Origin of the sequence: Desulfosarcina variabilis str. Montpellier, assembly GCF_048565275.1 — a bacterium.
GTDB classification, from domain to species: Bacteria; Desulfobacterota; Desulfobacteria; order Desulfobacterales; family Desulfosarcinaceae; genus Desulfosarcina; species Desulfosarcina variabilis.
In genome coordinates, this window is record NZ_CP159846.1 from 7,689,771 (window position 1) to 7,714,556 (window position 24,786).

The following is a 24,786-nucleotide window of genomic DNA, read 5'->3' on the forward strand; positions in this document are numbered from 1 at the left end:
GCTTCACCCTTGACGCATTGGCGCTGACACCCTTCGACCTTTTGATCAGCGAGGCCGTCTGGTTGGGTTACATTGGAAAGGAATTTTGATAATGTCTGCAAATCAAATCATCACTGCCATTGCCGCATCGTCTATCGCCCTTGTATTGACCCTTTATCCGTCACCTTGGGCAAGCGATGGGTCTTTGTTTTCTCTTCCGGCACCGGCAAATGCCCGGGCGGAAGAAAGTCTTAAGGCCGGCATGCTGGATCCTGCGACCGGCAAGAAGATCAAGTACTGGGTGGCGCCCATGGACCCGACTTACATCCGTAACGAGCCGGGCCAATCCCCCATGGGCATGGACCTGGTGCCGGTCTACGAAGAAGAAGGCGGGGAAAAAGAACCCACCTCCACGATCCGCATCGATCCGGTTACCCGCCAGAACATGGGCATCCGGCTGGGGCGCGTCGAAAAAAGGCGCCTTTCCAAAACGATCCGCACATTCGGCACGATCACATACGATGAAACCGGGCTCTATTCGGTGAACACCAAGTTCAACGGCTGGATCGAGACCCTGTACGTTGATTTTCTGGGGGAACCGGTGGAAAAAGGCCAGCCCCTGTTCGATATCTACAGCCCCGACTTACTGACCGCCCAGCAGGAATACCTGATTGCCGTTCGCCAGCAAAACGGACGCAAGAAAAACGCCCGGCAGGAAAGCGACAGTCTGCTGGACGCCTCCCGCACCCGGCTCGCCTACTGGGATCTTACCAATGCGCAAATCGCCCAACTGGAAAAAGACGGCCAGATCCAGAAAACCATAACGATCTACTCGCCGGCCTCGGGTGTGGTCATCAAGAAAAGCGCCCTCAAGGGGCATTACGTCAAGGCCGGGGAACACCAGTACGAGATTGCCGACCTGTCCACCGTGTGGGTGGATGTGGACATCTACGAATACGAACTGCCCTGGGTGCATAAGGGCATGGCCGCCAAGATGGAGCTGGCCTATATTCCCGGGAAACGCTATGCCGGTGAAGTACTCTTCATCTACCCGTTTCTGGATCCCAAAACCCGCACGGCCCGCCTGCGGCTCTCCTTTCCCAATCCGGACAACCTGCTCAAACCGGGGATGTACGCCAATGTAGTTCTGAAAAGCGTTCTGCCCGGACCACGGCTGGTGGTCCCCCAGGAGGCGGTCATCGACAGCGGGGTGAGAAAGCGGGTCTTCGTCTCCCGCGGCAAAGGCAAATTCGATGCCCGGGAGGTCACCCTGGGCGTCGAGGGCGGCGACTATCTGTTTGAAGTGATCGACGGCCTTACCGAAGGTGAGCAGATCGTCGTCTCCGGCCAGTTCATGCTGGATTCGGAGAGCCGGCTCAAGGAAGCCATCGCCAAAATGCTCGAGGCACGCACCGGAGCAGGCAGCGAGGATGCCGACGGCCTGGATATGCAGGGGCTTACCATGGACGACGATCTCGACATAGAGGGACTCACCATGGAAGCGGACATGGACATGGAAGGTTTGAATATGGACGCGGAGAATCCGGCAGATTCGAAGACGTCGGAAGGGGCGACACCATGATCGGAAAAATCATCGACCTGTCGATCCAGAACAAGTTCCTGGTGATCCTGGGCACCGCCTTTGTCGTCGCCGCCGGCATTTATGCCATCGCCCGCACGCCCCTGGACGCCATTCCCGACCTGTCCGACGTGCAGGTGATCATCCTCACCGAGTATCCGGGCCAGGCCCCCCAGGTGGTTGAGGACCAGGTCACCTATCCGCTGACCACGGCCATGCTGTCGGTGCCCTTTGCCAAGGTCGTGCGCGGGTTCTCCTTTTTCGGGATCTCCTTCGTCTATATCATCTTCGAAGACGGCACTGATCTGTACTGGTCGCGCAGCCGTGTGCTGGAGTACATGAACGTTGTCGCCGGACGGCTGCCCGACGGGGTGAATCCCACCCTTGGGCCGGATGCCACCGGTGTGGGCTGGGTCTACGCCTACACCTTAGAGAGCGACCGCCACGACCTGGCCCAGCTGCGATCCATTCAGGACTGGTTCCTGCGCTATGAGCTGGCCAGTGTTCCCGGGGTGTCCGAGGTGGCCTCCATCGGCGGATTCGTCAAGCAGTACCAGGTGGTGGTGGATCCCAACAAGCTTCGCGCCTACAACATTCCCATCCAGAAAATCCGCAAGGCCATCCAGCGCAGCAATACGGACGTGGGCGGCCGGCTGGTGGAGATGGGCGAGACCGAGTTCATGGTTCGCGGGCTGGGGTATATCAAAACCATCGAGGACCTGAACACCGTGCCCCTGGGCGTGGACCAGCGGGGCATTCCCATCCTGCTGCGCAACGTGGCCACGGTGAGGATCGGACCGGAACTGCGCCGGGGCATCGCCGACTACAATGGTGACGGCGAGGTGGTGGGCGGCATCATCGTCATGCGCTATGGTGAGAACGCCCTGAAGGTGATCGACAACGTGAAAACGCGCCTGCAGCAGCTTGAAGCCGGCCTTCCCGATGGGGTGAGGATAAAAAGTGTATACGACCGGTCGGGGCTCATCCTGAGGGCGGTGAACAACCTCAAGACCACGCTGATCGAAGAGAACCTGATCGTCGCCATTGTCTGCATCGTCTTTCTGTTTCACTTTCGCAGCGCCCTGGTGGGCATTTTCACCCTGCCGGTGGGGGTACTGATCAGCTTCATCATCATGCAGCGCCAGGGCATCAACGCCAACATCATGAGCCTGGGCGGCATCGCCATCGCCATCGGCGCCATGGTCGACGGCGCCATTGTCATGATCGAAAACGCCCACAAGCACATCGAACGCGACGGCGGCAAAAAGCCCCATTGGGAACTGATTGCCGAGGCTGCAAAAGAGGTCGGCCCGGCCCTGTTCTTCTCCTTGTTGATCATCGCCGTGAGCTTTCTGCCCGTGTTCACTCTTCAGGCTCAGGAGGGACGCCTGTTCCGTCCCCTGGCCTACACCAAAACGTATGCCATGGTTGGCGCGGCCCTATTGGCCATTACCATCGTGCCCGTTCTCATGGGCTACCTGATCCGGGGCAGAATCAAACCCGAGAGCGAAAACCCGGTCAACCGATTTCTCATCTGGATCTACCATCCGGTGATCAAAGTGGTATTGCGCAAAAAGGCCCTGGTTATCGCCGGAGCCCTCGTGGTGCTGGCCGTGACCGTGATTCCCATCAAACGCATGGGATCCGAATTCATGCCCCCGCTCAATGAAGGCGATCTGTTGTACATGCCCACCACCCTGCCGGGTATTTCGATCACCAAGGCCAGGGAACTGCTACAGCAGACCGACCGCATCATCGCCACGTTTCCGGAAGTCGAACATACCTTCGGCAAAATCGGCCGGGCGGAGAGCGCCACCGATCCGGCGCCCCTGACCATGATCGAAACCACCATTACCCTCAAGCCCGAGTCTGAATGGCGGCAGGGGATGACCATGGAGAAGCTGGTCGACGAGCTGGACAAGGCCATCCAGTTTCCCGGCCTGACCAATGCCTGGACCATGCCCATCAAGACCCGTATCGACATGCTCTCCACGGGCATCAAAACCCCCGTGGGCATCAAGATCATGGGCGAGGACTTGAGCGTGCTGAGCAGTCTGGGAGAAAAAGTGGAGGCCATCATCCGCCAGGTGCCGGGAACCCTGAGCGTGTATGCCGAGCGGGTCACCGGCGGAAAGTTCCTGGACTACGACATCCGTCGTGAAGCGGCCGCCCGCTACGGGCTCACCGTGGGAGACGTGCAGGACATCATCATGACCGCCATCGGCGGCATGAACATCACCCAAACCGTGGAGGGGCTGGCGCGCTATCCGGTCAACCTGCGCTACGGCAGCGAACTGCGCGATACACCGGAAAAGCTGCGGCGCATCCTGGTTCCGACACCGGCCGGTGCCCATATCCCAATCGGCCAGCTGGCCGACATCCGCATCGTCAAGGGACCGCCGGTGGTCAAAAGCGAGAACGCCCGTAACAGCGCCTTCGTCTATATCGACATTACCGGCATCGACGTGGGCACCTATGTCAAGGTCGCCCAGAAGACCGTGAAGGAAAAGCTGGAACTGCCGGCAGGCTATTCTCTGGTGTGGAGCGGCCAGTACGAGTATATGGTCCGCGCCCAAAAACGTCTGATGATCGTGGTCCCCATGACCCTGCTGATCATTTTCCTGCTGCTCTACTTCAACTTCAAGAATATGTCCGAAAGTCTTCTGGTCATGCTCAGCGTGCCCTTCTCACTGACCGGCGGGTTCTGGCTGATGTACCTTTTGGGATACAACATGAGCGTGGCCGTGGGCGTGGGCTTCATCGCCCTGGCCGGCGTGGCCGCCGAAACCGGCGTGGTCATGCTGATCTATCTGGACATATCGTACCGGAATTTCAAAGCCCGGTACGGCCGGCACTTCAACCGGCGCCACCTGTACATGGCCATCGAGGAGGGCGCGGCCCTGCGGGTACGCCCCAAAATGATGACCGTGGTGGCCACCATGGCCGGGCTGGCCCCCATCATGTGGAGCCACGGGACCGGCTCCCAGGTGATGAAACGCATTGCCGCGCCCATGATCGGCGGCATGGTCAGTGCCACCGTATTGACCCTGATCGTGGTGCCGGTGATCTATGCACTATGGAAAGGATGGCGGCTGCCGGAGGGAAACGGCGATGACGAATCACTATTTAATTCAACCTTGGAGGTCAAACCATGAAAAAACCATTATTTCTCATTTCACTTTCAATCATCATTCTTATCGCCGTACCGGTCATGGGGATGCAGGAGCACGGCAGCCACGGATCCGGTGGCGGGCATGACATGCAGTCAGACGAGCAAATGGATCACACGGCTCACGGTAAATCCATGGATCATGGTGGCATGGGCGGCACCTTCAAACATACGGCCACCGAAGGAGGAATCGAAGCGGCGTTCGAGGTGATGAGCCTGGCCAGCATGAACATGACCTCGGACAAGGGCGACACCCATCACATCATGGTCAACTTGAAGGAGGCGGAAAGCGGTGCGCCCATCAAAAACGCCATCGGCAAGATCAAGGTCATCGCTCCGGACAAGACGGAGCAGATCAGTCCCTTGAAAAACTACAGCGGCATCCTGGCCGCGAACTTCACCTTTGATAAACCGGGGAAATACGGCGTCATCTGCCTGCTTAAAGAAAGCGACAAAAAGCAGGTGTTCAAATTCTGGTACCATCATATGTAGCCGTCGAGGCCATGTCTGCGGCCATCACCGTCAACAACGGCCTGGTGCTGCAGTTTATCGGCGATGAAATAGAGGCGGTTTTCGGTGCTCCGATAGCCATGGAAAATCACCAGGAATGCGCCATCCATGCAGCCATCGAGATGCGCAAGCGCCTGTCTCAGGTCAACCAGACGCTCACCAGCCAGGGCTATCCGCCCCTTCAGCATGGCATCGGCCTGCACGCCGGCAAGGTCGTAGCGGCCAATATCGGCAGTGCGCAGCGGCTTTCCTATGCCCTGGTTGGCGAAACGGTGAACGTCGCCTCTCGAATTCAAGACCTCAACAAAACGTTGGGCACGGACATTCTACTCAGTGATGCGGTCCAAAAAAAGGCGGGATCGAAAATTGCGCTGCATCCACTGGAACCGGTTTCCGTCAGCGGCGTCCGTGACCCGCTTCGGCTGTTCACCGTTCAATCTATGGGTTGATCTTTTGCACCTGGAGATCTTATCGGTTCCCCTGTATTACTACCGCGGGGGCATCTACGGCGTGATATTCGTCCCCACGATCCTGATGCTGGCGCCGCGCATCGGCATCGCCAACACCCTTGTGGCCACCATTGTCGGTCAATTGATCCTGTCGGTTATTTTCGACCATTTTGGGGTATTCGGCCTGGCCAGATATCCAATCAGTGTTCCCCGCATTCTGGGATGCGCCGGACTGCTGTTGAGTTTGTATCTGATTCAATACCGGTAACATTGACGGATTCGTAAAAAGCCCGATATCGGCGTTACGCTTCATCCTTCGTCACTGCGGAGTACTCTATGTACGCCTCATTCCTCAGGATTCGCAAGCCTTGATCTCGGGCTTTTTACGAATCCGCCCGAACGGCAACTTTTTACGAGTGCATCAACATTGATAAGCGTATAAAAAGTGCCTGACGCGTCATGCCGGACTGGATCCGGCATCCAGAACAGATTGAACTGCCTGAATTAGGCTGATGGTAGCTTTTACCGCCTTTCCTGGGATAGATGAGGACATTCTCATATTACCTTGTTTCACAACGATCTGCCATTTGTCCCCCCCATGGTCGCACGATTGCGCCCGTTTGCCTTTGATCGATAAAGCGCATCATCGGCCTGCTTGAGGAGGGCGTCGGTCCTCACACCCGCATGGATGCTGGTGCTTGATATGCCAAGGCTGATCGTCACATCGACCGGCCTGCTCGAGTTCCCGCCTGGAATAATCGGTGAGTCGGCAATGGCTTGTCGGACACGCTCGGCCACCGTTAACGCCCCTTCGGTATCGCATGGATAAAGGAGGAACAGGAATTCTTCTCCACCGTAACGTCCCACGCTATCGTTGTCACGCAGTTGCGCCTGAAACCGGCGTGACACTTCACGGAGCACGGCATCGCCCACAAGATGCCCGTGGCAATCGTTGATGACTTTAAAAAAATCGATGTCCGCGAGAATCACACTCAACGGTTGATGACTATGATTGGAAAGTTCCAGGCACGCCTGGAGCCTTTCAATGATGGCACCGCGGTTCAGCAGGCCGGTCAGGGCATCGTGTGATGCTTTCTGTATCAATGCTTCGGTCGCCTGGCGGCGAAGCAAGATATCCGAAATCCGATCCGCGAAGTGAGAACCAAAGATACGGATGAACCTGGTGTCGAGTTCGCTGAAAGGTTCATTTCTGGCGGCAACACTCAAGAGCGCAATCCAGCGGTCTGCGCGTTTGAACGGGAACACCCGGACCTCTGCGATCCGCTTGCCGGCCAGGTGCTCGGGCGGCGGTGGGTGCCCCGGAATCAAATTGCCCCGCATATGGCTGGCGCACGGGCGTTGCAATGACCGGTGATAGGCATCCCAGCGCGACAGGGTGGTCTTTTTTTGGACATGCGCTTCACCCCGAAAGCCGTCAATCACGCAGAAGCGACGCTCATGAAAAACAACCATCCGCCAACTGCTGACGCTGGCAAAATATTTCCACTGCATGGCGACCTGGTGCGACATCGCGGGAATTTCATCAAGCCCCTGGATATCATCGAGAAGCTTGAAAAGCGCTTCGTATCTCACCAACTGCTGAGCGGCGAGTTCTCTCCAGGTTGATCCGGTATCCATGGCGGTCGGGACCTCAGTAGTAAAGAACTGAGCATTTTAAATTTTGGCATTTTTGAAATGTGTCAAAAATCACAGAACCGCGCAGTAATCCGGATCCAGGTCCAACCGCAAGGTACTCGTGTAGATGTTGAACATGGCGGCCAGATCAATGACAGCGATAATTTCGCAGACCTCCTGTTTGCTGAACCCTTCATCCAGCAGATCTTCGAAATCTTCATCGGTCATGGAATTCGCATCTTCGGCAACCTTGGATGCAAAATCGACGACGATTCGATAGTAGGCGGGCATCTCGAAATCAGAATTGGATTTGACCGCAGATTTAAGGTCGTCGAGGGAGAACGCCTTATCCAGATTCAACACGCACTGGGCATGGCAGGCGGAACAATAGCGGGCGCCGTTTTTGGCGGAAACGATAAATACAATCATTTCCTTTAGTGGCAGAGGGAGGCTACCGCTAAAAAGCGTTCCTTTGGCCCGTTCCCAGTAGGCCTTGGTCAGGGCACTGCTATGCCCCATGCTCTTTAGCCATACGGGCACCGATGTTGATCCGGTGGTGCGCAGATAGTCGTCATAAACTGCTTGCGTTTGTGTGGAAGCATCTTCGTATTCGGTCAGTGTATAGCGCTGCATCTTGGTGTCCATCCTTCCTGCTATGATTTAAAATCAAATTCCTAGGAAAAAAACCGCAACTTTGTGGCACTATGGTCTGAACCGTTTTTTGAAAAACAAGTCAATTTTTCACAACCATCTGAAATAAAACGTTTTATTGTCATTTACCCAATTCTTGAATTTTACATTGAGAAAATATTTTAAAGAACAATGAGAACTATTGATGAAAACGATTTAGGATTTCTCATGAACATATCGGCTGAAAAGGATACTTCTTTAAAAAAAATTGCACGCTTCGAATGGCTATGCAAACGGTGCAGTCAAATTCGCGGCTCGGACAACCACCTGATCCTCGTAAAGAACGGGTTCCCTGTCCGCCCTGTTTTTGACATCAGACGAGCCTGTATTAGATTTCCGTGTAACGATTTTACAGGACGAGCATCACCAACCCGTCAAGCAAAGGAGCGTCAGCCATGCTGAGTACAGATAAGATATCCAGCGCATTCAAGGCAATTTGTGAAGAGGCAGAAAAAATTCAGGCCCAGGAGATCCCGGAATCGGTCAAGACAGGCATTTCAACAATCATATCCATCGCCAAGCATCAAAGTGATATCCGTCAATCGCCCAAGGGCAGTTGTTCGGCCCACGACAAGGGATAGGGTTATTTCTTGAGTTCATCCCATTTGTAATCGATAAGTTCCAAAAGGACGCCGTTGACCTTTTGGGGATGAATGAATGCATATTCACAATCCCTGAAAGGTCGGGCGCCACCGATAAATGGATAGCCCTTGTTCTTAAGCGTTTCCATGGATTCACGCGTGTCGTCGACGTTCAGGCTGAGCAGCATGATGCCTTCGCCATGTTTTTCTATGTATTTGGCGACATCGCCGTCCGGCGTGGTGGATTCCATCAATTCGAACCCGACCTCTCCCACCCAATACCGGGCGACATTTATTTTTTCCGGCTCATCGATGTATTCATCATCCGGCGCGCTCTTGCCCAGGATCGGCTCCCAGATTTTACGCGCGGCGGCCAGATCTTTTACGGCGATACAGATGTGATCGATCTTGTTGACTGTCATCCTTATCATCTCCCCAAGCTGAGCGTTTTTTTAATCGTAAACAAACACAAGTCCGGTACGTGACATTGCCTTTCAACTGGTAAACAAAAAATGACGGTTGCTTGACGTCATCGCCTCGGCATTCATAACAAAAAAAGGCTGATTGTGCCAGATGCGTGATGCGTCTGGGGCCCATGCTCCGCAGGGGGGCATCAACTGGATTGATTATTTTTTTTCGCGGGCATGGCCCGCTCTTACAACCGGCAACAGCTTGTTCATGTACTGTTTTTTGTGGAGCTGGCCATGCCGGCGATTATAGGCGGATAGCCGTTTGGGCTGAAGGCTGAAGGGCAAGCGGAATGCTATCGATTCGATTTCTCCTAAGCGCAATCCATCACCCGATCTGTAGGCGCTGGCCATGCCTGCGACCCAATGCGGTTACTCAGCGCGGAAAAAAATAATCGTTTGCATCTTAAATCCTTTCCTTATAGTCTTGCCGAATTTTGGCGTGTCCATATACAATCAGCGACCATAAGGAAAGTTTTACCATGAGTTCGAGCAACGACTATGTCAGAATCGCACGTTTTTTAGCCCAGGGCCGCTCAATGGTCTGGATTCGGATTATCAACAGGGACGGATCTGCGCCCCGCGATGTCGGGGCAAGCTGTTTGTTGCTCGGTGGCAGTACACTGGTCGGCAGCATTGGCGGCGGCCAAATGGAATATGAGGTGCTGGAAAAAGCCAGACAACTCGATCTGCAAAAAGGTCCCCAGGTCATCCATTACAGCATGATCGGAAAAGAAGCGGACGATTCCGGGATGATTTGCGGTGGCAGCGTCGATATTTTGATGGTACCGCTTCCGCATACCGATGCTGAGGTGGTTTCCTTTTTTGAGGCGACAAAGCAACACATTCTGGATGGTATCCCCGGCACCTTTGTGTCCCTGGTCAAAACCGCCGGAGGAGAAGCCCCGCTAACGGGTGAGCGGATGTTTGTGGGAATGGACGGCCAGGCGCTCGGCACCATTTCCGGCGGGATATCCTCGCTTGGTGATCTGGCCCACATCGAATCGCCGGGTTTGATCCGCTGCCCTGAAACCGGACGGGAATTTTTTATCGATCCCCTTGAACGGACACCGGTACTGCTGCTTTTCGGGGCCGGTCATATTTCGATCTGTCTTGCGCCCCTGGCGAAAAGGCTTGGGTTTCGCATCATCGTCGTCGATGATCGGGCCGAATACGCCAACGCCGATCGATTCCCAGATGCCGACGAGATTCATGCCATGCCGATCGAGCAGGCCGTAAGGCAGATTCAGACGACTTACGCCACGTATATCGCGATCATGACCCGGGGTCACGCCCATGACCGGCTCGTTCTGGAAGCGATGCTACCAAAGCCCCACGCCTACCTGGGAATGATCGGCAGCGTCAACAAGCGTGATGTAATTTACGATGTGCTGATGAAAAGCGGTTTTTCACCGGACGCCTTGTCCGCCGTTTATTCTCCCATTGGATTGGATATCGGGGCGGAAACACCAGATGAAATTGCTGTGAGTATTATCGCCGAAATCATTTCACTGCGCGCTGAAAAACGAAATGCATGGAAGACGGCTTCGGCATGAGAAGAACCGTTTTTTTAACAGCCTTGAAAGTTGCCTTCCGAAGCGGGGGCCATGTTTTTCTCACATCGGCTGAACCGCGCGTAGACCAGGCCGGCAAGGATCACAACCATGGCGCCGATTTCCACGACCAGTGTACCGGCGCCCCACCCTTTGCTTTCCACCATGGCGCCCACAGCAACGGGAGCGATCATGATCGCCAAAAAGCAACCGAAATTGGCGATGGCAACGGCCCAGGGGATTTCCGACGGATCGGCGGACTCTCCGGCCGCGCCCGTAAAACAGCTGATCACAATAAATCCGGCCATCAGCCCCACGACAAACATGAAGGGCAAAATCCATAAGGCGGGCAAGGAAAAGGAGAACGCGGCGACAACCGCCGTCGACACACCCGAAACCATTAGCAACACTTTTCGGCTGACGCCCCGGTCAATCAGCATACCGCCAACGATGGTTCCCACCAGCTGAACCAGATAAGCAAAACTGTTTAAGAAGTTTGCCCTCGAGGCGCCAATGGATAAAACGTCCTGAAAATATTTGGGCGCCCAGGTGGAAAACCCGACATCCCTGAATGCGGTCCCGAAAAAGGCCAGTCCCAGCGCCAAAATGGCAACATTCTTAAAAGCGGAAAGGCCGCTGCCGGTTTTTTGCGTATCGCTCCGGCTGACGCTGGCCGGCGTATCTTTTTCGATACAAATGAGAAAAAGGATAAAGAAGATGGTGTTTAAGCCCGCACAACACCACCACAGACTACGCCAGCCACCAAAAATGGTGCACAACGGAACAGCCAGATTAAAAATGAGAACCACGCCAATGGGTACCCACCCGGCCCAGATGCCCATGGGTTTTCCGCGTTCCTTTGCATTAAAACTGCGGGCGATGATGGTCGGGGCCACCACACTGATAAATGCGGAGCCCACGCCCTCGATCACCCGGCTGATCAGCAAGAGATGGAAGTTGGACGTCAGCACGCCGAGCAACGGTCCCACGGCCGAACATCCGATGGCCACCAGTCCGGTTGTTTTCGCGCCGATCCGGGACAACACGAAAGCGGCCGGGAACACCAGAATGATCACCGTCAGCGCATAGACCGACATGACCATTCCGCCGGCAATCATATCCAGGTTCAGCGCCCCCATCATCTCCACCATCACCGGGGGCACTTTGAACTGATTCATGGCAATAGTGATGCTTGCCAGAAAAACGACCGTAAATCCAATCCACCTGTTTGCCGCCATTGTCTGTTTTTTCCTCTTTATTCGTTTGGCAAAAAAAAGGCCCGCCGCGCGGCAAAAAGAGCAATTCTGCCGTTTGGCGGGCCTTGGGGTAGTCAATGAATATGATCAAAAAACAATTCCTCAAACAACCCATTGATCATTTAACAAAAACGACTACCAAAAATATGCCAGCCGGGTACCGATGTAATTCTGCTCGACACCGTTTTCCCGTTCCAGCTCGGTATGGTATTGAAGGAGCAGTTGGACCTGGGGCGCCAATTTTATTGCCCCGGTGAATCTCAGGGCCTGGGTTTCAGTCTTGTCATCCATATCGACACCGTCCACGGTCGTTTCACCGCCGGTATAAAAGTAGTGGCTGACGCCGACCCAAAAGGAGTCGTTGATATCATAGCTCAGATGGGTCTGGAGCCCAAACAGCGGATCCTGTTCCTGGTTGGACAAGGCGGGGGTATACTCGTCATTATCGGTGTAGAACTGAGCATCACCGGTAAGCTCTAACACCAGGGGCCCCATCTGCCAGATCACGGGAGTAAACTCGAATTTGTACGCCCACCGGTTGGCGCCCAAATTCACCGCTTCGTCCGCATCATAATCGCCTGTTGGCGCCGTCAGATAAAAGCCGGCAGACATGCCGTATTTCATGGTTTCTGATGGCATCAACCACGGCGTATTAATGTGGGTGGCCACGCAGGTATCCCCCAGTCCGTTACCGGCGCCATCGATCCCGAGCGCCTCGACTTCAAGATCCATGCTGCCGAAAGGCTGAACAATATCGTAGCTCCAGGTCCAATTTCCAAGGCTGACAAAATGGGCATACCGTGCGATGGCCAGCTCAAATTCAAAATCGGTTTTGCCATCCAGTTTGTCTCCATCGACAAAAAAATCGTTCCCGTTGTAGTGCCGGTAGTAAAAAAGAAAAATATCCGTTCCACCGGGCGCCGGAACACCGTCTCTGGGATCATTATCCGCAATGGCAAGAGCAGGCAGCAGCAGTGATGCAATAACAATTGTCAATACCAGCAGTTTTTTTGTCTTCATCAAGGTTCTCTCTCTATATTTTCTTATGTTGCGTGTGCGTATTACCGTGGTTCTATATTCTAACCTGGGGACCGCGAATCTTCCTTTTTCCGCGGTCCCCAGGCATCCAGCAGCAGAACACCAAGCCGCTGGTTAGTCCCCATACAGAAACGGCGCCTCTCACCCGATTCCGGCGTTGGGCAACAAATTCAAATCCTCAAAATATTACCAATATTCCTCCGGTTTGAATTTTTTGGCCGCCTTGGACTCGGGCGAAATTCACCATTTCTGGTCAGATATTAGTTAGTATTTACCATAGGTTTTTCCAGCCTCCACGAATGCTTTCATGGTATCGTGTTTGGCTTCATCAAGGGCGCATCCAATGCTGAGAATATAACCTTTGTCAGCGGCGGCCGTGTCGATGAGTTTCTTGGTTTCCTCTTTCACCTGGTCTACGGTTCCGGTCAGAATCAAGGACACCGGAAAGCCCCCGGCGATGCAGACTTTACCGCCCAGCACCTGGCTGGCCTTTGCCATATCGGTGCGGTCAAACAGGTACATGGAGCGAATGTCGGCGGTCTCGCCCAGATACTCGATACGCTGATTATACCCGCCTTCCACAAAGCAGGCCGGCACACATCCCGCCTCGGCCAGACCGTACATGACGGCTTTGAGAGTCGGCCAGTAGAACTTCTGGAACTGTTCATCGGACATGAACCCGTCGGCCCCCTTGTGCAACGGGATGAATACAATGGGATTGCCATTGGCCACGGCGCCGCTCACTCCCTGGTCGATCATGGGCTGGACCAGACGCTGGGTCGCCTCGATCACTTTTTCAGGACGACGGTAAAGGTCCATCATCAGCGGCGTGGTGCCGCGGAAGGAGTCGCTGAGCACGTCAAACGGTGCTTTCGTGGCCCCGCCGGCGCCGAACGGAAAGCCGCTGGCCATGATCTGGCCCAGGATCGGGCCCATGGTGTTGATCCAATCAAAGCATTGTTTGCCCGCCTTCATCAGCGCCTGGAGCGCCTCCTGTACCGGCGGAGTCCCCATGGCAACCAGCCAGGGGCCAAGCATGGGCAGTTCCATGGCGCCGTATATGGGAGGAATGTTGGCCAGGGGTGCCAGGGCACCGTGGGTTTTGGGCATCCAGGAACGCAGGTAGAAATCCGTCGGATCACTGATCAGGTGATCGTATTCTTCGGGTTTCATGTACTCTTTTTCGTTAAACTGATAGGACAGATTTTCGGCAACCCCGTGCCCGGGCCATTTGTAAAGATTGTACTGCAGGGTTTCCAGGGCCGGACCATACATCAGCATCGGTGCGGCACCGGCGGTATCCGGCTGGTAGGTGGTGCAGAAGTCAAAATATGCCTGACCGGCGGCTTCCGGATTGTACATGGCTTCACGGCCGCTGAGACCTTTGAGCATGGTCGGTGCAAAGGTGGTCAGGGGCATGATCGGCACCCGTTTGATGTCCGGGCTGATCTTCAGTGCATCGGCAACCAGGCCGGCACGCTCCTGATAGGCAGCCTTGCTTTCCGGGCTTGCGAATTCAATGCCTTCTCCCGATGCCCACTGGGCTAAAAACGCATCCTGTCGCTCTGTGACCGACAGTTTGTTGTTTTGGTCTACCATAATTTTCCTCCCGTGGTTATGTTGTGCCCATCCAGAAATGGCTGATTTATAGACGGACACTGGATATATTTTTTTACTATCGGCCTTAGGCGACCCATTGTTTACATTGGTTGATGCCGGCCACCGCATCGGTCACAAAGGCATCGGCACCGATGTAGTCACAAACCTGCTGATCCAGCTGGGCACCGCCGACAATCACCTTGTATTGGTCACGCAAACCGGCGTCCTTCAATTTGTCCACCAGCCCCTTCATGGGATCGAATGCCAGCGTCAACAGCCCGCTCACACCGATGATGTCCGCGCCGAATTCCTTGGCCTTCTCGATAATCGTGTCCGCCGGTACATCCACGCCCAGGTCCAGGACCTCGAAGCCGTTCAAATCCATCATCATGGCAACGATGTTTTTACCGATGTCATGAATGTCCCCTTCAATGGTCGCCAGCAGAAACTTGCCGATTTTTTCCGTGCCTGCGCCCGATTCCGATCCATTCAGATACGGCTTGATGACTTCGCTGCCGGACTTCATCATTTCGCCGGACATGATCAGCTCAGGAATAAAGTAGGTGCCACCCTCAAACCGTTTGCCGATTTCTTCCATGGCACTCTGATAGGCCCGGAATACTTCCACCGGATCTTTGCCGTCTTCCAGATACTGTTTCGTCAATTCCAGCACCTTGTCTTCCATCATCTCTACCATGGCATCAATTAGTTCTTGCATCGCGGCTCCTTTTTGTTCAGTTCCCATGCACCTGAATCAACGTTGTTTGAATTGGTTATCCGATAATAAGTAAACCCGATTAAAGCGGCCTGGAAACCCGGCTGGATCAGGCAAGGGAGGAGTCTTTCCAACCGGGTTTCAGGGCCGCATAGCCAATAACAGCCAAATCAATATATTCTTATAGATGACTATAGCATCCGACCCACCATAAACTAGTCCATCGGCTAAATGTCAAGCATTTTTTTTAATATCCGGTTTTTTCAGCGAAATGGCATCCGCAATCCGTTTCGCCCGCTCCTGGTAGGTAGATTCTGAATCAGTCATAAACTTAGATTCCTTTCGTTTAGCGATGCCAATGCCGGCGGGCAGGTCCAATGTTGACCGTATTTTCCGCAAGCATAAGGTACTTGACGCCTTAAAATGACCCCGTAATCGCGAAGGTCGCATTGTCGCCTTCGGTCTGGTTTTCCACGCCATACTCAAACTCGTAACGAAAGGTAAGATTGATAAACGGCTTGAATATGGTCAGCTGGATTTCCGGTCCGACGCCATGGCCGGAGAACTTGGTGTCGGCTGCCTCCGGCCCGCTGTCCGCCGTCAACTGGTAGTAGGAGTATCCGGCCACACCGATCGTGGCCAGAAGGTTCTGACTCAAGGAGAAATCCTTGCCAAGACCGTATTCAAAAATCATTTCATCACCGGCGGTCGTGTCGGTGTCATCATCTTTTGTACTCTGTTCAAACCGGACCCGCGCCGCAGCCGTTAAGGTGCGGGCCGTATCGAAATACACGGTGCCCCCAACCTGCTCCATAAAGGTCCAGTACCCTTTGCCCGGTGATGTCGGCTCGTCATGCTCGCCGGTTGGCATGTAGGCCCCGGCGGCCAGAAAGGCGTCCCACTGCTTACCGTGCCATCCCAATACCAACGGATCGATGAACATGTCGCCCAGACCGAACGTATTTTCATCAATACCGGCCGGTACGACCTCAAGATCCGAGTAAACAAAAGGGATGAAGAAATCCAGGCCATAATCGGCACCGAACAGCTTTTTCTCGGTCATCCAGCATAGTTGGGTCACGTTGGCATAAACCATCAGGTCCGTTCCCGCACCCTCGACCGCGTTGCCACTGTCATCCATTGTTGTATCGGCACCGATGTAGTCACAAACCTGCTGATCCAGCTGGGCACCGCCGACAATCACCTTTATACAGTTTCCGGCTGGTCTGAAATGTTGCAAAACCCGGAAGACACCAGAACCAGGGCTTTAGGGGAGCCCTTATCGTCGTCTGCCGCAACCGGTAGGCAACGCCGGGGCCGGCATCTTCCGGATTTTCCCGAAAGGGAAAAAAGATTGAGAAAAATAAAAAATATTTTGGGAGAACACAGAAGAAAAAAGGGATGTGGCTTAGCGAGAACATTCATTTTGATCAGCTACTTTTCCTCAATCTTTATGATGCAACGTTATGAATTGGAATTAATCGGGTTTGGGACCGATCTTACCGGCCCGAAACGCTTTGTTAAACGTGAGACAGTATTTGTCGCGGTCCATCAGCATTTCCGCAGTCATGATGGCGGCTTTGAGTTCCCTGTCATTGGGATTGATGATGGCGCTGTCCAATCCAGCCTGAATGGCCAGGGCCATGAAATAGCGGTTGATGATGGGCCGCAGGGGCATGCCAAAGGAAATATTGCTGGCCCCGCCGGTAATATGAACATCGGGGAACTCGCTTCTGATGGCGCGGATGGTGTCAAAGGTCAAGATGGCGTTGCCCGTACCGGTGCTGATGGCCGTGACCAACGGATCGATATGCAACTTTGCCTGGGTGAGCCCACCGTCCAGGGCCATGCCGACCAGTTTGCGAACGATTTCCATGCGGCCTTCCACGGTTTCCGGAATGCCCTTGTCATCCAGGGCAAGCAGGATCAGGTCGGTCTGATGCGCCAGGGCCAAGGGCAGCACGCCGTCGATCCTGGCCTGCTCGCCGCTGACCGAGTTGATCATCGGGGAGGTGTTGACGACGTCCAGGCCGGCTTTGAGGGCCGCGGGATTGGCGCTGTCCAGGCAAAGTGGAAGGTCACAAACCGCTTGAATGGTGCTGACCAGCCACGCCATGTCATCGGGTTCCCGTTCCGGGGCCGTGCCGGCATTTACGTCAAGATAGGTGGACCCGCCCTCTGCCTGGCTCGTTGCCAGATCACGGATGAACTGCGCATCTTTTTCCCGAATGGCGGCGGCTACGGCTTTGCGCGTACCATTAATTTTTTCTCCAATGATAATCATGCTTAGGACCTCTTTTGCATTCATTTAAAAAGGAAAATCACATTGGCATCCAACCAAAACTCCATACTTATATTCTTATAGATGACTTTATCGTCTTGACAGGAATAAACAAGTCTTATAGAGGAATGTCAAGCGTTTTTTTGGAAATTGATACGAACGGTCCGGCTGGTGTTCCCATCTGTCAGGGGCGCTTTATATGAGCAAGATCGTGTCGGTTTTGAAAACAGATGGGCGCAAGGCCCGTTTTTACATTTACAGTCAGTTCTCCAGACGGCAGGATGCCATTCATGGTGCGAAGTTTTTTTGATCAATCGCGGATATCACCAACTGAATCCGGTAAAACGGAAAAAATAGACAAGAAGAGCTATTTGCCGGCCTATGTCCAGCTGGCCACTATACTGAAACAGCGTATCTCGGCGGGCACCTACGAGCCGGGCAGCCGTCTGCCGTCGGAGGCATCCCTGGCCAAACATTTTGGTCTTTCCGCCATGACCGCACGTCAGGCCGTTGGTGTGCTCGCTGAAGAGGGGCTGGTCAAACGGGTTCAGGGCAGCGGGACTTTTGTCCAGCGCATTGGTGTTGCCACCAGCCACTTTGGCCTCGATGCGCTACGGAATGTTTTTATGGACAAGGACCACCTGGATGTGCGCATTATTAAAGCCACGGTTGAATCTGCCCAGGGCGCCCCATGCAAGGCCCTGGAGGTGGAAAATGGCGAGCGGCTGGTGGTGGTCGAACGGCTCATTTTACACCAGGGCCACCCGTTTACCATCCAGGTCGGATACGCCCGTTTCGATCCGGAGTCCCCCATCGTGGAGACCATGCTGGACACCAAGATGCTCACCGGGCTTTTTTTCGAACATGGTCCCTCATGCTTCATGAAAGGTGAACTTCGCCTGCTGCCCGCATGCTTTAACGAAAAAGAAGCCGAACTGCTCAACAGTAAGGCGGGAGATAGTGCGTTCAGGCTGGAACATATATTCTACGATTTCTCAGACCAGCCCGCCTCATTCGGCTGGTTCACCGTCAGTCCAGAGAAGATGCCGTTGATCAGCAAAGTGGGGGTGTGGAATGAATAAGGGACGTAATCCAGGCAAAACGAATTCGGTCAGCGCAGCACGGCTGAAAAAACTGGTTCAGCTGGTTGTCGATCTGAAGGAAACGCAATGCATCGCCGAAGTCAACGATATGCTTGACGCCGGCGCCCCCCCTCAGGATCTTCTGGACAGCTGTCTTGAAGGAATGCAGGAAATCGGGCAACGCTTCGAAGATGGCCGCTACTATATTTCCGCGCTGATCATGGCCGGTGCCATCATGCGCCAGATCACCGAACTGCTCGAGCCCCATTTGGAAACGGAGAAGACCGCCCCTGTTATCGGCACCCTGTTGCTGGGAACCGTGGCCGGTGACATCCACGATCTGGGAAAAAATCTATTTGCCATCCTGGCCCGCTGCAAGGGGATTCATGTGATCGATCTGGGGGTGGATGTACCGCCGGCCACATTTTTATCCAAAGCCCAGGAACACAAACCCACAATGATCGGCATCAGCTGCGTGTTGACCACGGGATGGCCGAAACTGGAGGAAACCGTATCCTTGCTGCACAAGCACCTGCCGGAACCCAGGCCGTCGATTATCATTGGGGGTACCAGTATAGATGAGCACGTGTGTCGCCACGTCAACTCGGATTTTTGTGTCAAGGATGCTTCAGAGGGGTTGGCGATTTGCCATCAGGTGATGAATAAATCAGAAAATACGCCCTCTCAGGAAGAAACGGAGGAAAACGCGCAAAGTTAGGGTGCAGGTAAAAAATAATTCCTCCAGATGGCGCCGGATTTGTGTTCGTCTACAAGGCACATCTGCCGGTGCATATCAGGATATGTGCCGGTGGTAGACGGACGCAAGGACAAGCAAGATGGTGGAATTATTTCTTGCCTGCACCCTTAGTCCTACCCCCCAAGAAACAAACCGCTTTTGATTTTTTTTGACTTTTTGACCATCACAATCAAATGGTCCCGTCAAAATTTTCTGGCACATCCGCTTCAAGTTTTGATACACTGCTTGCCGATTCGATTATTGATTGACAATTATTCACACCCGTGCCGCATTCGCCGGACATGGGCCGGACTGTTTCAACGATGGGGGGAACGGATGAGCAAAACGGCTTTCAAAGATAAAGTCAAGCGTAACGTTGCAGGCAATTTTGATCAAAGTTTTCAAATTTATCAGGACTTTGAAGATAAGTACCGGTTTTTTAACCGCCTGACCCTGAAAATGGCCGAATCGATCGGTTTGAAAAAAGGGTCCTCGGTTCTGGATGTGGGTTGTGGAAATGGCATTTCCCCCAAGGCCCTCAACGATCAGTTTGGCTGCCGCGTGCTGGGTGTGGATTTATCCGAGCAGATGATTGCCGCGGGAAAGGCACTTTGCACATCGCCGGACATCCGCCTGATCCAGGGCGACGGTGAAACGCTGTCGCGGATTGTGGACGATCAACGCTTTGATTACGTGCTTTACAACGCCTCGATCTTTATTTTTCCTGATGTTGATGCCACCCTCGATGAATCCGTCAAGTGCCTTCGTGCGGGCGGAAAAATCGCCTTTTCCTTCTATCCTCAGCTGCTGGGCGAAAGCGATGAGGATTTGATGAGCGTGGCCTATAAGCGATTGGGCGAGCCGGAACCCCGGTTTCGCGTGATTACCGATTACGACAAGGCCAGCCGGGCACTGGAGGACCGTTGCGGTAACATCCGCCATCATCAATGGGTCAGGCCCTTTGATGTCGGTTTCCTGCAGGATTTTTTCTCTATTCCGGCCCAATCCGCATCCCTTTTTCCAGGCCTTGGGTATGAAGCGCGGCGTGAGCGGGTCATCCAGCTGTTCTCCGGTCTGGGTGATATGCAAGACACTGGACGCATCGTCTGGCGAATTGCGGAAGCGGTTAAGTGTTAAGAGAAAGAAAAAAACCGGACTTCCCGATCCTCGTGGTCGATGATGAAGCGCATTCCCTGAAAAGCTTTGAGCTATCCCTGCGCTCCCACGGACTGAACCATATCATTCTATGCTCGGACAGTCTTAAGGTCATGGATATCCTCGGGGATACCGAAGTTGAATTGATTCTGCTCGACATCCTGATGCCGGGACTGACCGGCGAAGCGCTGCTTCAACAAATCGTCGAGCAGTATCCACAGATTCCGGTGTTTATGGTGACCGGACTAAACGAGGTGGAAACGGCGGTGCGCTGCATGCAGGCAGGCGCGTTCGACTATGTGCTCAAGCCCGTTGACAAGAACCGGTTGATGGCCAGCGTGAAAAAGGCCATCGAACTTCGCCACCTGCGACGCGAAAATGCTCGGCTGACCGAGCATTTTTTGTCCGATACCGTTGAGAATCCCGAGGCCTTCGCCCCGATTCTGACCCGCAATCGCAAGCTGATGTCGATTTTCAAATACTGCGAGGCCATCGGCAAAGGCAGCCGTCCAATTCTGATCACCGGTGAAACGGGTGTGGGCAAAGAGCTGATGGCCGAAGCCATTCACGCCGTCAGTGGCCGGGAGCAGGCAATGGTCGCCGTCAATGTTGCCGGTTTGGATGACAATGTTTTTTCCGATACGCTTTTCGGCCACATCAAGGGGGCATTTACCGGCGCGGCCAGCATTCGCCGTGGGTATATCGAAAAAGCCGCAAGCGGAAGCCTTTTTATGGATGAAATCGGCGATCTGTCGATGGCCTCCCAGGTCAAATTGTTGCGTCTATTGGACAAGCGCGAATATGTTCCCCTGGGCGCGGATATGGCCAAGGCCACCGATGCCCGGTTTATTTTTGCCACCCATAAAGACCTTCCCGGTCTTGTCAAATCCAACGCGCTCCGCAAGGACCTGTTCTTCAGGCTTCAGACCCATCACATTCACATCCCCCCGTTGCGGGAGCGCCGGGATGATCTGCCCGTGTTGCTGGATCATTTTATCGCCGCGGCCGCGGCGGAATTCCAGAAAGAAACGCCCGTCTTCGAAACCGAGCTGGTGGAGTATCTGGCCCAGTACCGGTTTCCCGGTAACGTCCGGGAACTCAAATCCATGGTGTTTGACGCGGTCGGCAGGACCACCGCCGACATCATCTCCCCCCATTGTTTTGCCGGCGCCATCGAAAAAGGCGGGCAAAATCTGTTGGACGCTTCGTCCCCAAGCCTTCCTTTGGCCGGAGAAAATGGTCAGGCATGGCTCTCCGGACTGGTGCCACTACCGAAACTCAAGGCGATGACCGAAGATCTGATTGCCGAGGCGCTGCGCCGAACCAAAAACAATCAGCGGCAGGCCGCTCGAATACTGGGCATCACCCCGCAGGCATTGAATCAGCGCTTAAAAAGGAAGTAAAAGGATTTCTGTGTTGACCATATAACAAATCCGATTGTATAGCGATTTTTGATAAATACCGATTCTCAATGCGACTTCTTCTTTTTGATGTAATCACTCCTTCCCATTACCTTGTGCTTTCGCTGACAACCGAAAACGCCATTTATTTAGTGCCCATCCACGAATGGCCAATTTGCCCGATATCGGCGTTGCGCGAAAAATTTTATCCTCGGAATATCAACCATATGCCTGTGGTAAAATTTTTCGGGCGCCTTGATCTCGACCAAATTTTCCTATTCGTGGATCGACACTATTTAGATGTCCACGACATGTTGCAAATGATGCCAATGCATTTTGGGGCACCTTGAAGGGCTGCGATAGACAAGCCGTTCCATGGTGTACGGATGACGCCGTTCCCCTTATATCAACAAGTTATGAAAGGAAAAAACATGTCCGAGGAATGAGAAAAATTATGGGTTTTCTTAATCGGTTGCGCGTTGTTCTTGGCCGGAACGATCATGCCGGTCCAGGCGGCAACAATGGGTTCTCACTCCCGATACAAGGACGACAACGGTGATGATCTACCCGTCGAGGTCGACCTGGACGTCCTGGCCACGGTGCACCGCTTCCTTCACGTCACAAAGTTTCAAATCCTGGGCGCCAACTACGCTTACGAAATGGTCGTGCCGATTGTCGAAACGGTTACATGACCAACCAAAGGGTTTCAAATTTTGGAAGATGATATTAAGGTAACCCGCAGTCGGCATAGCTAATGTTCAACAAAACCGATAACAGGACATGTTTAATGGCAACGTCAGATGATTCTTCCAAGATTTGCCTTCTCCAATCGAGTCGTTTTTCCACGTCCGCGCCACCAGTGGATCTGCGATCGCCTGGCGCCGATTCACAGATTCCTTTCGAATCCCTGCTCGATTCCATGCCCGAGTTTATCATTTACTATGATCAAAATTTAAATGTGTTGTGGGCCAACCATGCTGCTGCCGCGGATCATGGGCTGAAACCCGACGATATGATCGGCAGGCCTTTTTTCGAGGTCAGTTGTATGCTCAAAGAGCCTTGCGAAGGCTGCCCGGTGATCATGGGTATGAATTCCGACAGTGCTGAAGCCATTGAAAACAATCCGTATGTCGGCCGCCTGTTTTACACACGCAGCTATCCCGTATTCAGGCAGGGCAAACTGATCCCCAGCCGGCTTTTTGTGGCCCAGGATATCTCCAACCTGAAAAATCGATATAGCGTTACAGAAATTCTCAATCAGATCAATGAACTGTTTCATACCCGGGATGAGTTGCCCCGCATCTGCAAAAAATTGATCAGAAGCATCGTCAGTAGCTTCGGTTATGTCTATGGTGCCATCGCCCTGTCCGATGACAATCCCGAGCAAATCATCGCCATGGGCCTCGTCGATTTCTCCGGCAATTTTTCCAACATCGGCAAACGGCTGCCTGCGTCCAGATGCTTTACCGGCAAAGTGATGGCCGATGGTGAAATGCTGAATATCACCCATTTGAGTCAAATCGATGAATTTGACGGATACCTGCTCAAGCAAAACGGGGCGGAAACGGTTTTGGCGGTCCCGCTGAAAATAGAAGACAGAACCATTGGTGCCATTGTTCTGGCGGACCTTATTCCGCGCATGGAAACCCGCCTGATCATGGAACGGCTCTGCACCGTTGCCAATCGGCTTGCCGCAGAAGTTCAACGCAAACAGGCCGAGGATCGCCTGCGGGAAGAACGCAACTTTACCACCGCCGTGCTGGACAATGCCGGACCGCTGATCATGGTCATGGACCGGCTGGGCCGCATCGTGCGTTTCAACAAAACCTGTGAACGGTTGACCGGATACTCCTACAAAGACGTGATTGGACGTTATGTGTGGGAAATCGGCATCGCCGAGACCAATGGCGATGGGGATACCATGAAAAATCTGTTCCCTTTCACCAGGGACAAAACACTGCCTCCTGCTTTTGAAAGCACGATTATCACCAAATCGGCCGAGAAACGACTCATCTCCTGGTCAAACAGTATCATGGGCGGCGCCCCGCATCCTCACGTGCACATCGTATCCATCGGCATGGACATCACGGAAAAAATCGCGGCCCAGGAAGAAGCCGATATTCGCCGGCGTCAGCTGGTTGAAGCAGACAAGATGGTATCACTGGGAATTCTCGCCTCGGAAGTGGCCCATGAAATCAACAATCCCAATAATTTCATCGCCATGAATGCGCCCATCCTCAGAAAGGCGTGGGAAGACATTGCTGTCATTTTAAACAAATACAATGACGCCTGTGGCGATTTTCTGGTTGCCAATGTCCCCTACTCCGAGATGTCCCGGGAAATACCGGCCCTTTTCGACGGTATTGAAAACGGCTCCGAACGCATCCGCAAGATTGTCAAAAACATGAAAAACTATGCGCGTATGGATGAACCGGCCAGCGTTGAACCGGTGAATATGAACACGGTGATCCATACGGCCCTGACCCTGCTCTCAACGCAGATCAAAAGCAGCGCCGGTGGGATTTCTCAACACCTGTGTGAGCCGTTGCCACCGGTGATGGGAAATTTTCAGCGACTGGAGCAGGTCATCGTCAATCTGATTCAAAACGCCTGTCAGGCGCTTTCGGGAAAAGGTAGCCCGATTACCATCAAGACATCTGTTGATCCTGAACGTAATCTTGTATGTGTGCGCATCTGTGATCAAGGCGCCGGCATCCGCCCGGAACATGTATCGCGCATTTTCGACCCCTTTTTCACCACCAAAGCCGATAGCGGTGGAACGGGCCTGGGACTCAGCGTGTGCGCGGCCATCGTAAAAGAGCATAAAGGAGATCTGGCCTTTGACTCCAGCGTGGGCAAGGGAACGACGGTCACCCTTTGCCTGCCGGCCTGCCAGTAATTACCACATCCCA

23 protein-coding genes are annotated in these 24,786 nt (G+C 53.7%); 13 read left to right on the forward strand and 10 right to left on the reverse strand.

Features of this window, described 5'->3' with window-relative positions:
* The first annotated feature begins 91 nt into the window (after nt 1–91).
* Genes Dvar_RS34800 through Dvar_RS34820 form a run of 5 tightly spaced genes read left to right on the forward strand, consistent with a single transcriptional unit; the run spans nt 92 to nt 5,954 of the window.
* Nucleotides 92–1,561 (forward strand): efflux RND transporter periplasmic adaptor subunit, encoded by a 1,470-nt coding sequence (locus Dvar_RS34800; RefSeq protein ID WP_419657757.1) that lies wholly within the window; start codon nt 92–94, stop codon nt 1,559–1,561.
* The gene (locus Dvar_RS34805) at nt 1,558–4,713 is read left to right on the forward strand and encodes an efflux RND transporter permease subunit (protein ID WP_419657759.1); all 3,156 of its coding nucleotides are present in this window, start codon (nt 1,558–1,560) and stop codon (nt 4,711–4,713) included. Before Dvar_RS34800 ends, Dvar_RS34805 begins: the two co-directional genes overlap by 4 nt.
* Nucleotides 4,710–5,219 carry a hypothetical protein gene (locus tag Dvar_RS34810; protein WP_419657761.1) on the forward strand — a complete coding sequence of 170 codons (510 nt, stop codon included), beginning with the start codon at nt 4,710–4,712 and terminating at the stop codon, nt 5,217–5,219. Before Dvar_RS34805 ends, Dvar_RS34810 begins: the two co-directional genes overlap by 4 nt.
* Nucleotides 5,220–5,230: 11 nt before the next feature.
* On the forward strand, nt 5,231–5,686 hold the full coding sequence (locus Dvar_RS34815; RefSeq protein WP_419657763.1) for an adenylate/guanylate cyclase domain-containing protein: 456 nt from the start codon (nt 5,231–5,233) through the stop codon (nt 5,684–5,686).
* A 4-nt stretch (nt 5,687–5,690) separates the two neighbouring features.
* A complete protein-coding gene (locus tag Dvar_RS34820; protein ID WP_419657764.1) occupies nt 5,691–5,954 on the forward strand; it encodes a DMT family transporter in 264 nt (87 codons plus the stop codon).
* Nucleotides 5,955–6,256: 302 nt separating this feature from the next.
* On the opposite strand, the gene Dvar_RS34825 is transcribed toward Dvar_RS34820, so the two are convergent.
* Together Dvar_RS34825 and Dvar_RS34830 are read right to left on the reverse strand one after the other, a co-directional pair.
* A complete protein-coding gene (locus Dvar_RS34825; protein ID WP_419657765.1) occupies nt 6,257–7,324 on the reverse strand; it encodes a GGDEF domain-containing protein in 1,068 nt (355 codons plus the stop codon).
* Nucleotides 7,325–7,393: 69 nt separating this feature from the next.
* The gene (locus tag Dvar_RS34830; protein ID WP_419657767.1) at nt 7,394–7,966 is read right to left on the reverse strand and encodes a carboxymuconolactone decarboxylase family protein; all 573 of its coding nucleotides are present in this window, start codon (nt 7,964–7,966) and stop codon (nt 7,394–7,396) included.
* A gap of 440 nt (nt 7,967–8,406) precedes the next feature.
* Here Dvar_RS34830 and Dvar_RS34835 point away from each other — a divergent pair, with 440 nt between their 5' ends.
* Nucleotides 8,407–8,592 (forward strand): hypothetical protein, encoded by a 186-nt coding sequence (locus Dvar_RS34835; protein ID WP_419657769.1) that lies wholly within the window; start codon nt 8,407–8,409, stop codon nt 8,590–8,592.
* Between the two features lie 2 nt (nt 8,593–8,594).
* Here the strand turns inward: Dvar_RS34835 and Dvar_RS34840 are convergent, their stop codons facing one another.
* Together Dvar_RS34840 and Dvar_RS34845 are read right to left on the reverse strand one after the other, a co-directional pair.
* A complete protein-coding gene (locus Dvar_RS34840; RefSeq protein ID WP_419657770.1) occupies nt 8,595–9,014 on the reverse strand; it encodes a VOC family protein in 420 nt (139 codons plus the stop codon).
* A 204-nt stretch (nt 9,015–9,218) separates the two neighbouring features.
* The gene (locus Dvar_RS34845) at nt 9,219–9,413 is read right to left on the reverse strand and encodes a hypothetical protein (RefSeq protein WP_419657771.1); all 195 of its coding nucleotides are present in this window, start codon (nt 9,411–9,413) and stop codon (nt 9,219–9,221) included.
* Between the two features lie 128 nt (nt 9,414–9,541).
* Between Dvar_RS34845 and Dvar_RS34850 the strand changes: the two genes are divergently transcribed.
* Nucleotides 9,542–10,615, forward strand: coding sequence for an XdhC family protein (locus Dvar_RS34850; RefSeq protein ID WP_419657773.1), 1,074 nt, complete (start codon nt 9,542–9,544; stop codon nt 10,613–10,615).
* A 14-nt stretch (nt 10,616–10,629) separates the two neighbouring features.
* On the opposite strand, the gene Dvar_RS34855 is transcribed toward Dvar_RS34850, so the two are convergent.
* From Dvar_RS34855 to Dvar_RS34880, 6 genes are all read right to left on the reverse strand, one after another.
* Nucleotides 10,630–11,850 (reverse strand): CynX/NimT family MFS transporter, encoded by a 1,221-nt coding sequence (locus tag Dvar_RS34855; protein WP_419657775.1) that lies wholly within the window; start codon nt 11,848–11,850, stop codon nt 10,630–10,632.
* A gap of 153 nt (nt 11,851–12,003) precedes the next feature.
* The gene (locus Dvar_RS34860; RefSeq protein WP_419657777.1) at nt 12,004–12,888 is read right to left on the reverse strand and encodes a transporter; all 885 of its coding nucleotides are present in this window, start codon (nt 12,886–12,888) and stop codon (nt 12,004–12,006) included.
* 282 nt (nt 12,889–13,170) lie between these two features.
* The gene (locus Dvar_RS34865; RefSeq protein WP_419657778.1) at nt 13,171–14,505 is read right to left on the reverse strand and encodes a uroporphyrinogen decarboxylase family protein; all 1,335 of its coding nucleotides are present in this window, start codon (nt 14,503–14,505) and stop codon (nt 13,171–13,173) included.
* 85 nt (nt 14,506–14,590) lie between these two features.
* Nucleotides 14,591–15,223: a cobalamin B12-binding domain-containing protein gene (locus Dvar_RS34870; protein WP_419657780.1), complete on the reverse strand. Its 633-nt coding sequence runs from the start codon at nt 15,221–15,223 to the stop codon at nt 14,591–14,593.
* A gap of 415 nt (nt 15,224–15,638) precedes the next feature.
* A complete protein-coding gene (locus tag Dvar_RS34875) occupies nt 15,639–16,424 on the reverse strand; it encodes a transporter (protein WP_419657781.1) in 786 nt (261 codons plus the stop codon).
* Between the two features lie 273 nt (nt 16,425–16,697).
* Nucleotides 16,698–17,504, reverse strand: a complete 807-nt coding sequence (locus tag Dvar_RS34880; protein ID WP_419657783.1) for a dihydropteroate synthase — start codon at nt 17,502–17,504, stop codon at nt 16,698–16,700.
* 287 nt (nt 17,505–17,791) lie between these two features.
* Here Dvar_RS34880 and Dvar_RS34885 point away from each other — a divergent pair, with 287 nt between their 5' ends.
* From Dvar_RS34885 to Dvar_RS34910, 6 genes are all read left to right on the forward strand, one after another.
* On the forward strand, nt 17,792–18,583 hold the full coding sequence (locus tag Dvar_RS34885; RefSeq protein WP_419657785.1) for a GntR family transcriptional regulator: 792 nt from the start codon (nt 17,792–17,794) through the stop codon (nt 18,581–18,583).
* The gene (locus tag Dvar_RS34890; protein WP_419657787.1) at nt 18,576–19,301 is read left to right on the forward strand and encodes a cobalamin B12-binding domain-containing protein; all 726 of its coding nucleotides are present in this window, start codon (nt 18,576–18,578) and stop codon (nt 19,299–19,301) included. The genes Dvar_RS34885 and Dvar_RS34890 overlap by 8 nt, the downstream gene beginning before the upstream one ends.
* A gap of 354 nt (nt 19,302–19,655) precedes the next feature.
* Nucleotides 19,656–20,456 carry a class I SAM-dependent methyltransferase gene (locus tag Dvar_RS34895; protein WP_419657789.1) on the forward strand — a complete coding sequence of 267 codons (801 nt, stop codon included), beginning with the start codon at nt 19,656–19,658 and terminating at the stop codon, nt 20,454–20,456.
* Nucleotides 20,450–21,877, forward strand: a complete 1,428-nt coding sequence (locus Dvar_RS34900; RefSeq protein ID WP_419657791.1) for a sigma-54-dependent transcriptional regulator — start codon at nt 20,450–20,452, stop codon at nt 21,875–21,877. The genes Dvar_RS34895 and Dvar_RS34900 overlap by 7 nt, the downstream gene beginning before the upstream one ends.
* A 518-nt stretch (nt 21,878–22,395) precedes the next feature.
* Nucleotides 22,396–22,566, forward strand: coding sequence for a transporter (locus tag Dvar_RS34905; RefSeq protein WP_419657793.1), 171 nt, complete (start codon nt 22,396–22,398; stop codon nt 22,564–22,566).
* 95 nt (nt 22,567–22,661) lie between these two features.
* A complete protein-coding gene (locus Dvar_RS34910; protein WP_419657795.1) occupies nt 22,662–24,773 on the forward strand; it encodes an ATP-binding protein in 2,112 nt (703 codons plus the stop codon).
* The last annotated feature ends 13 nt before the right edge of the window (nt 24,774–24,786 follow it).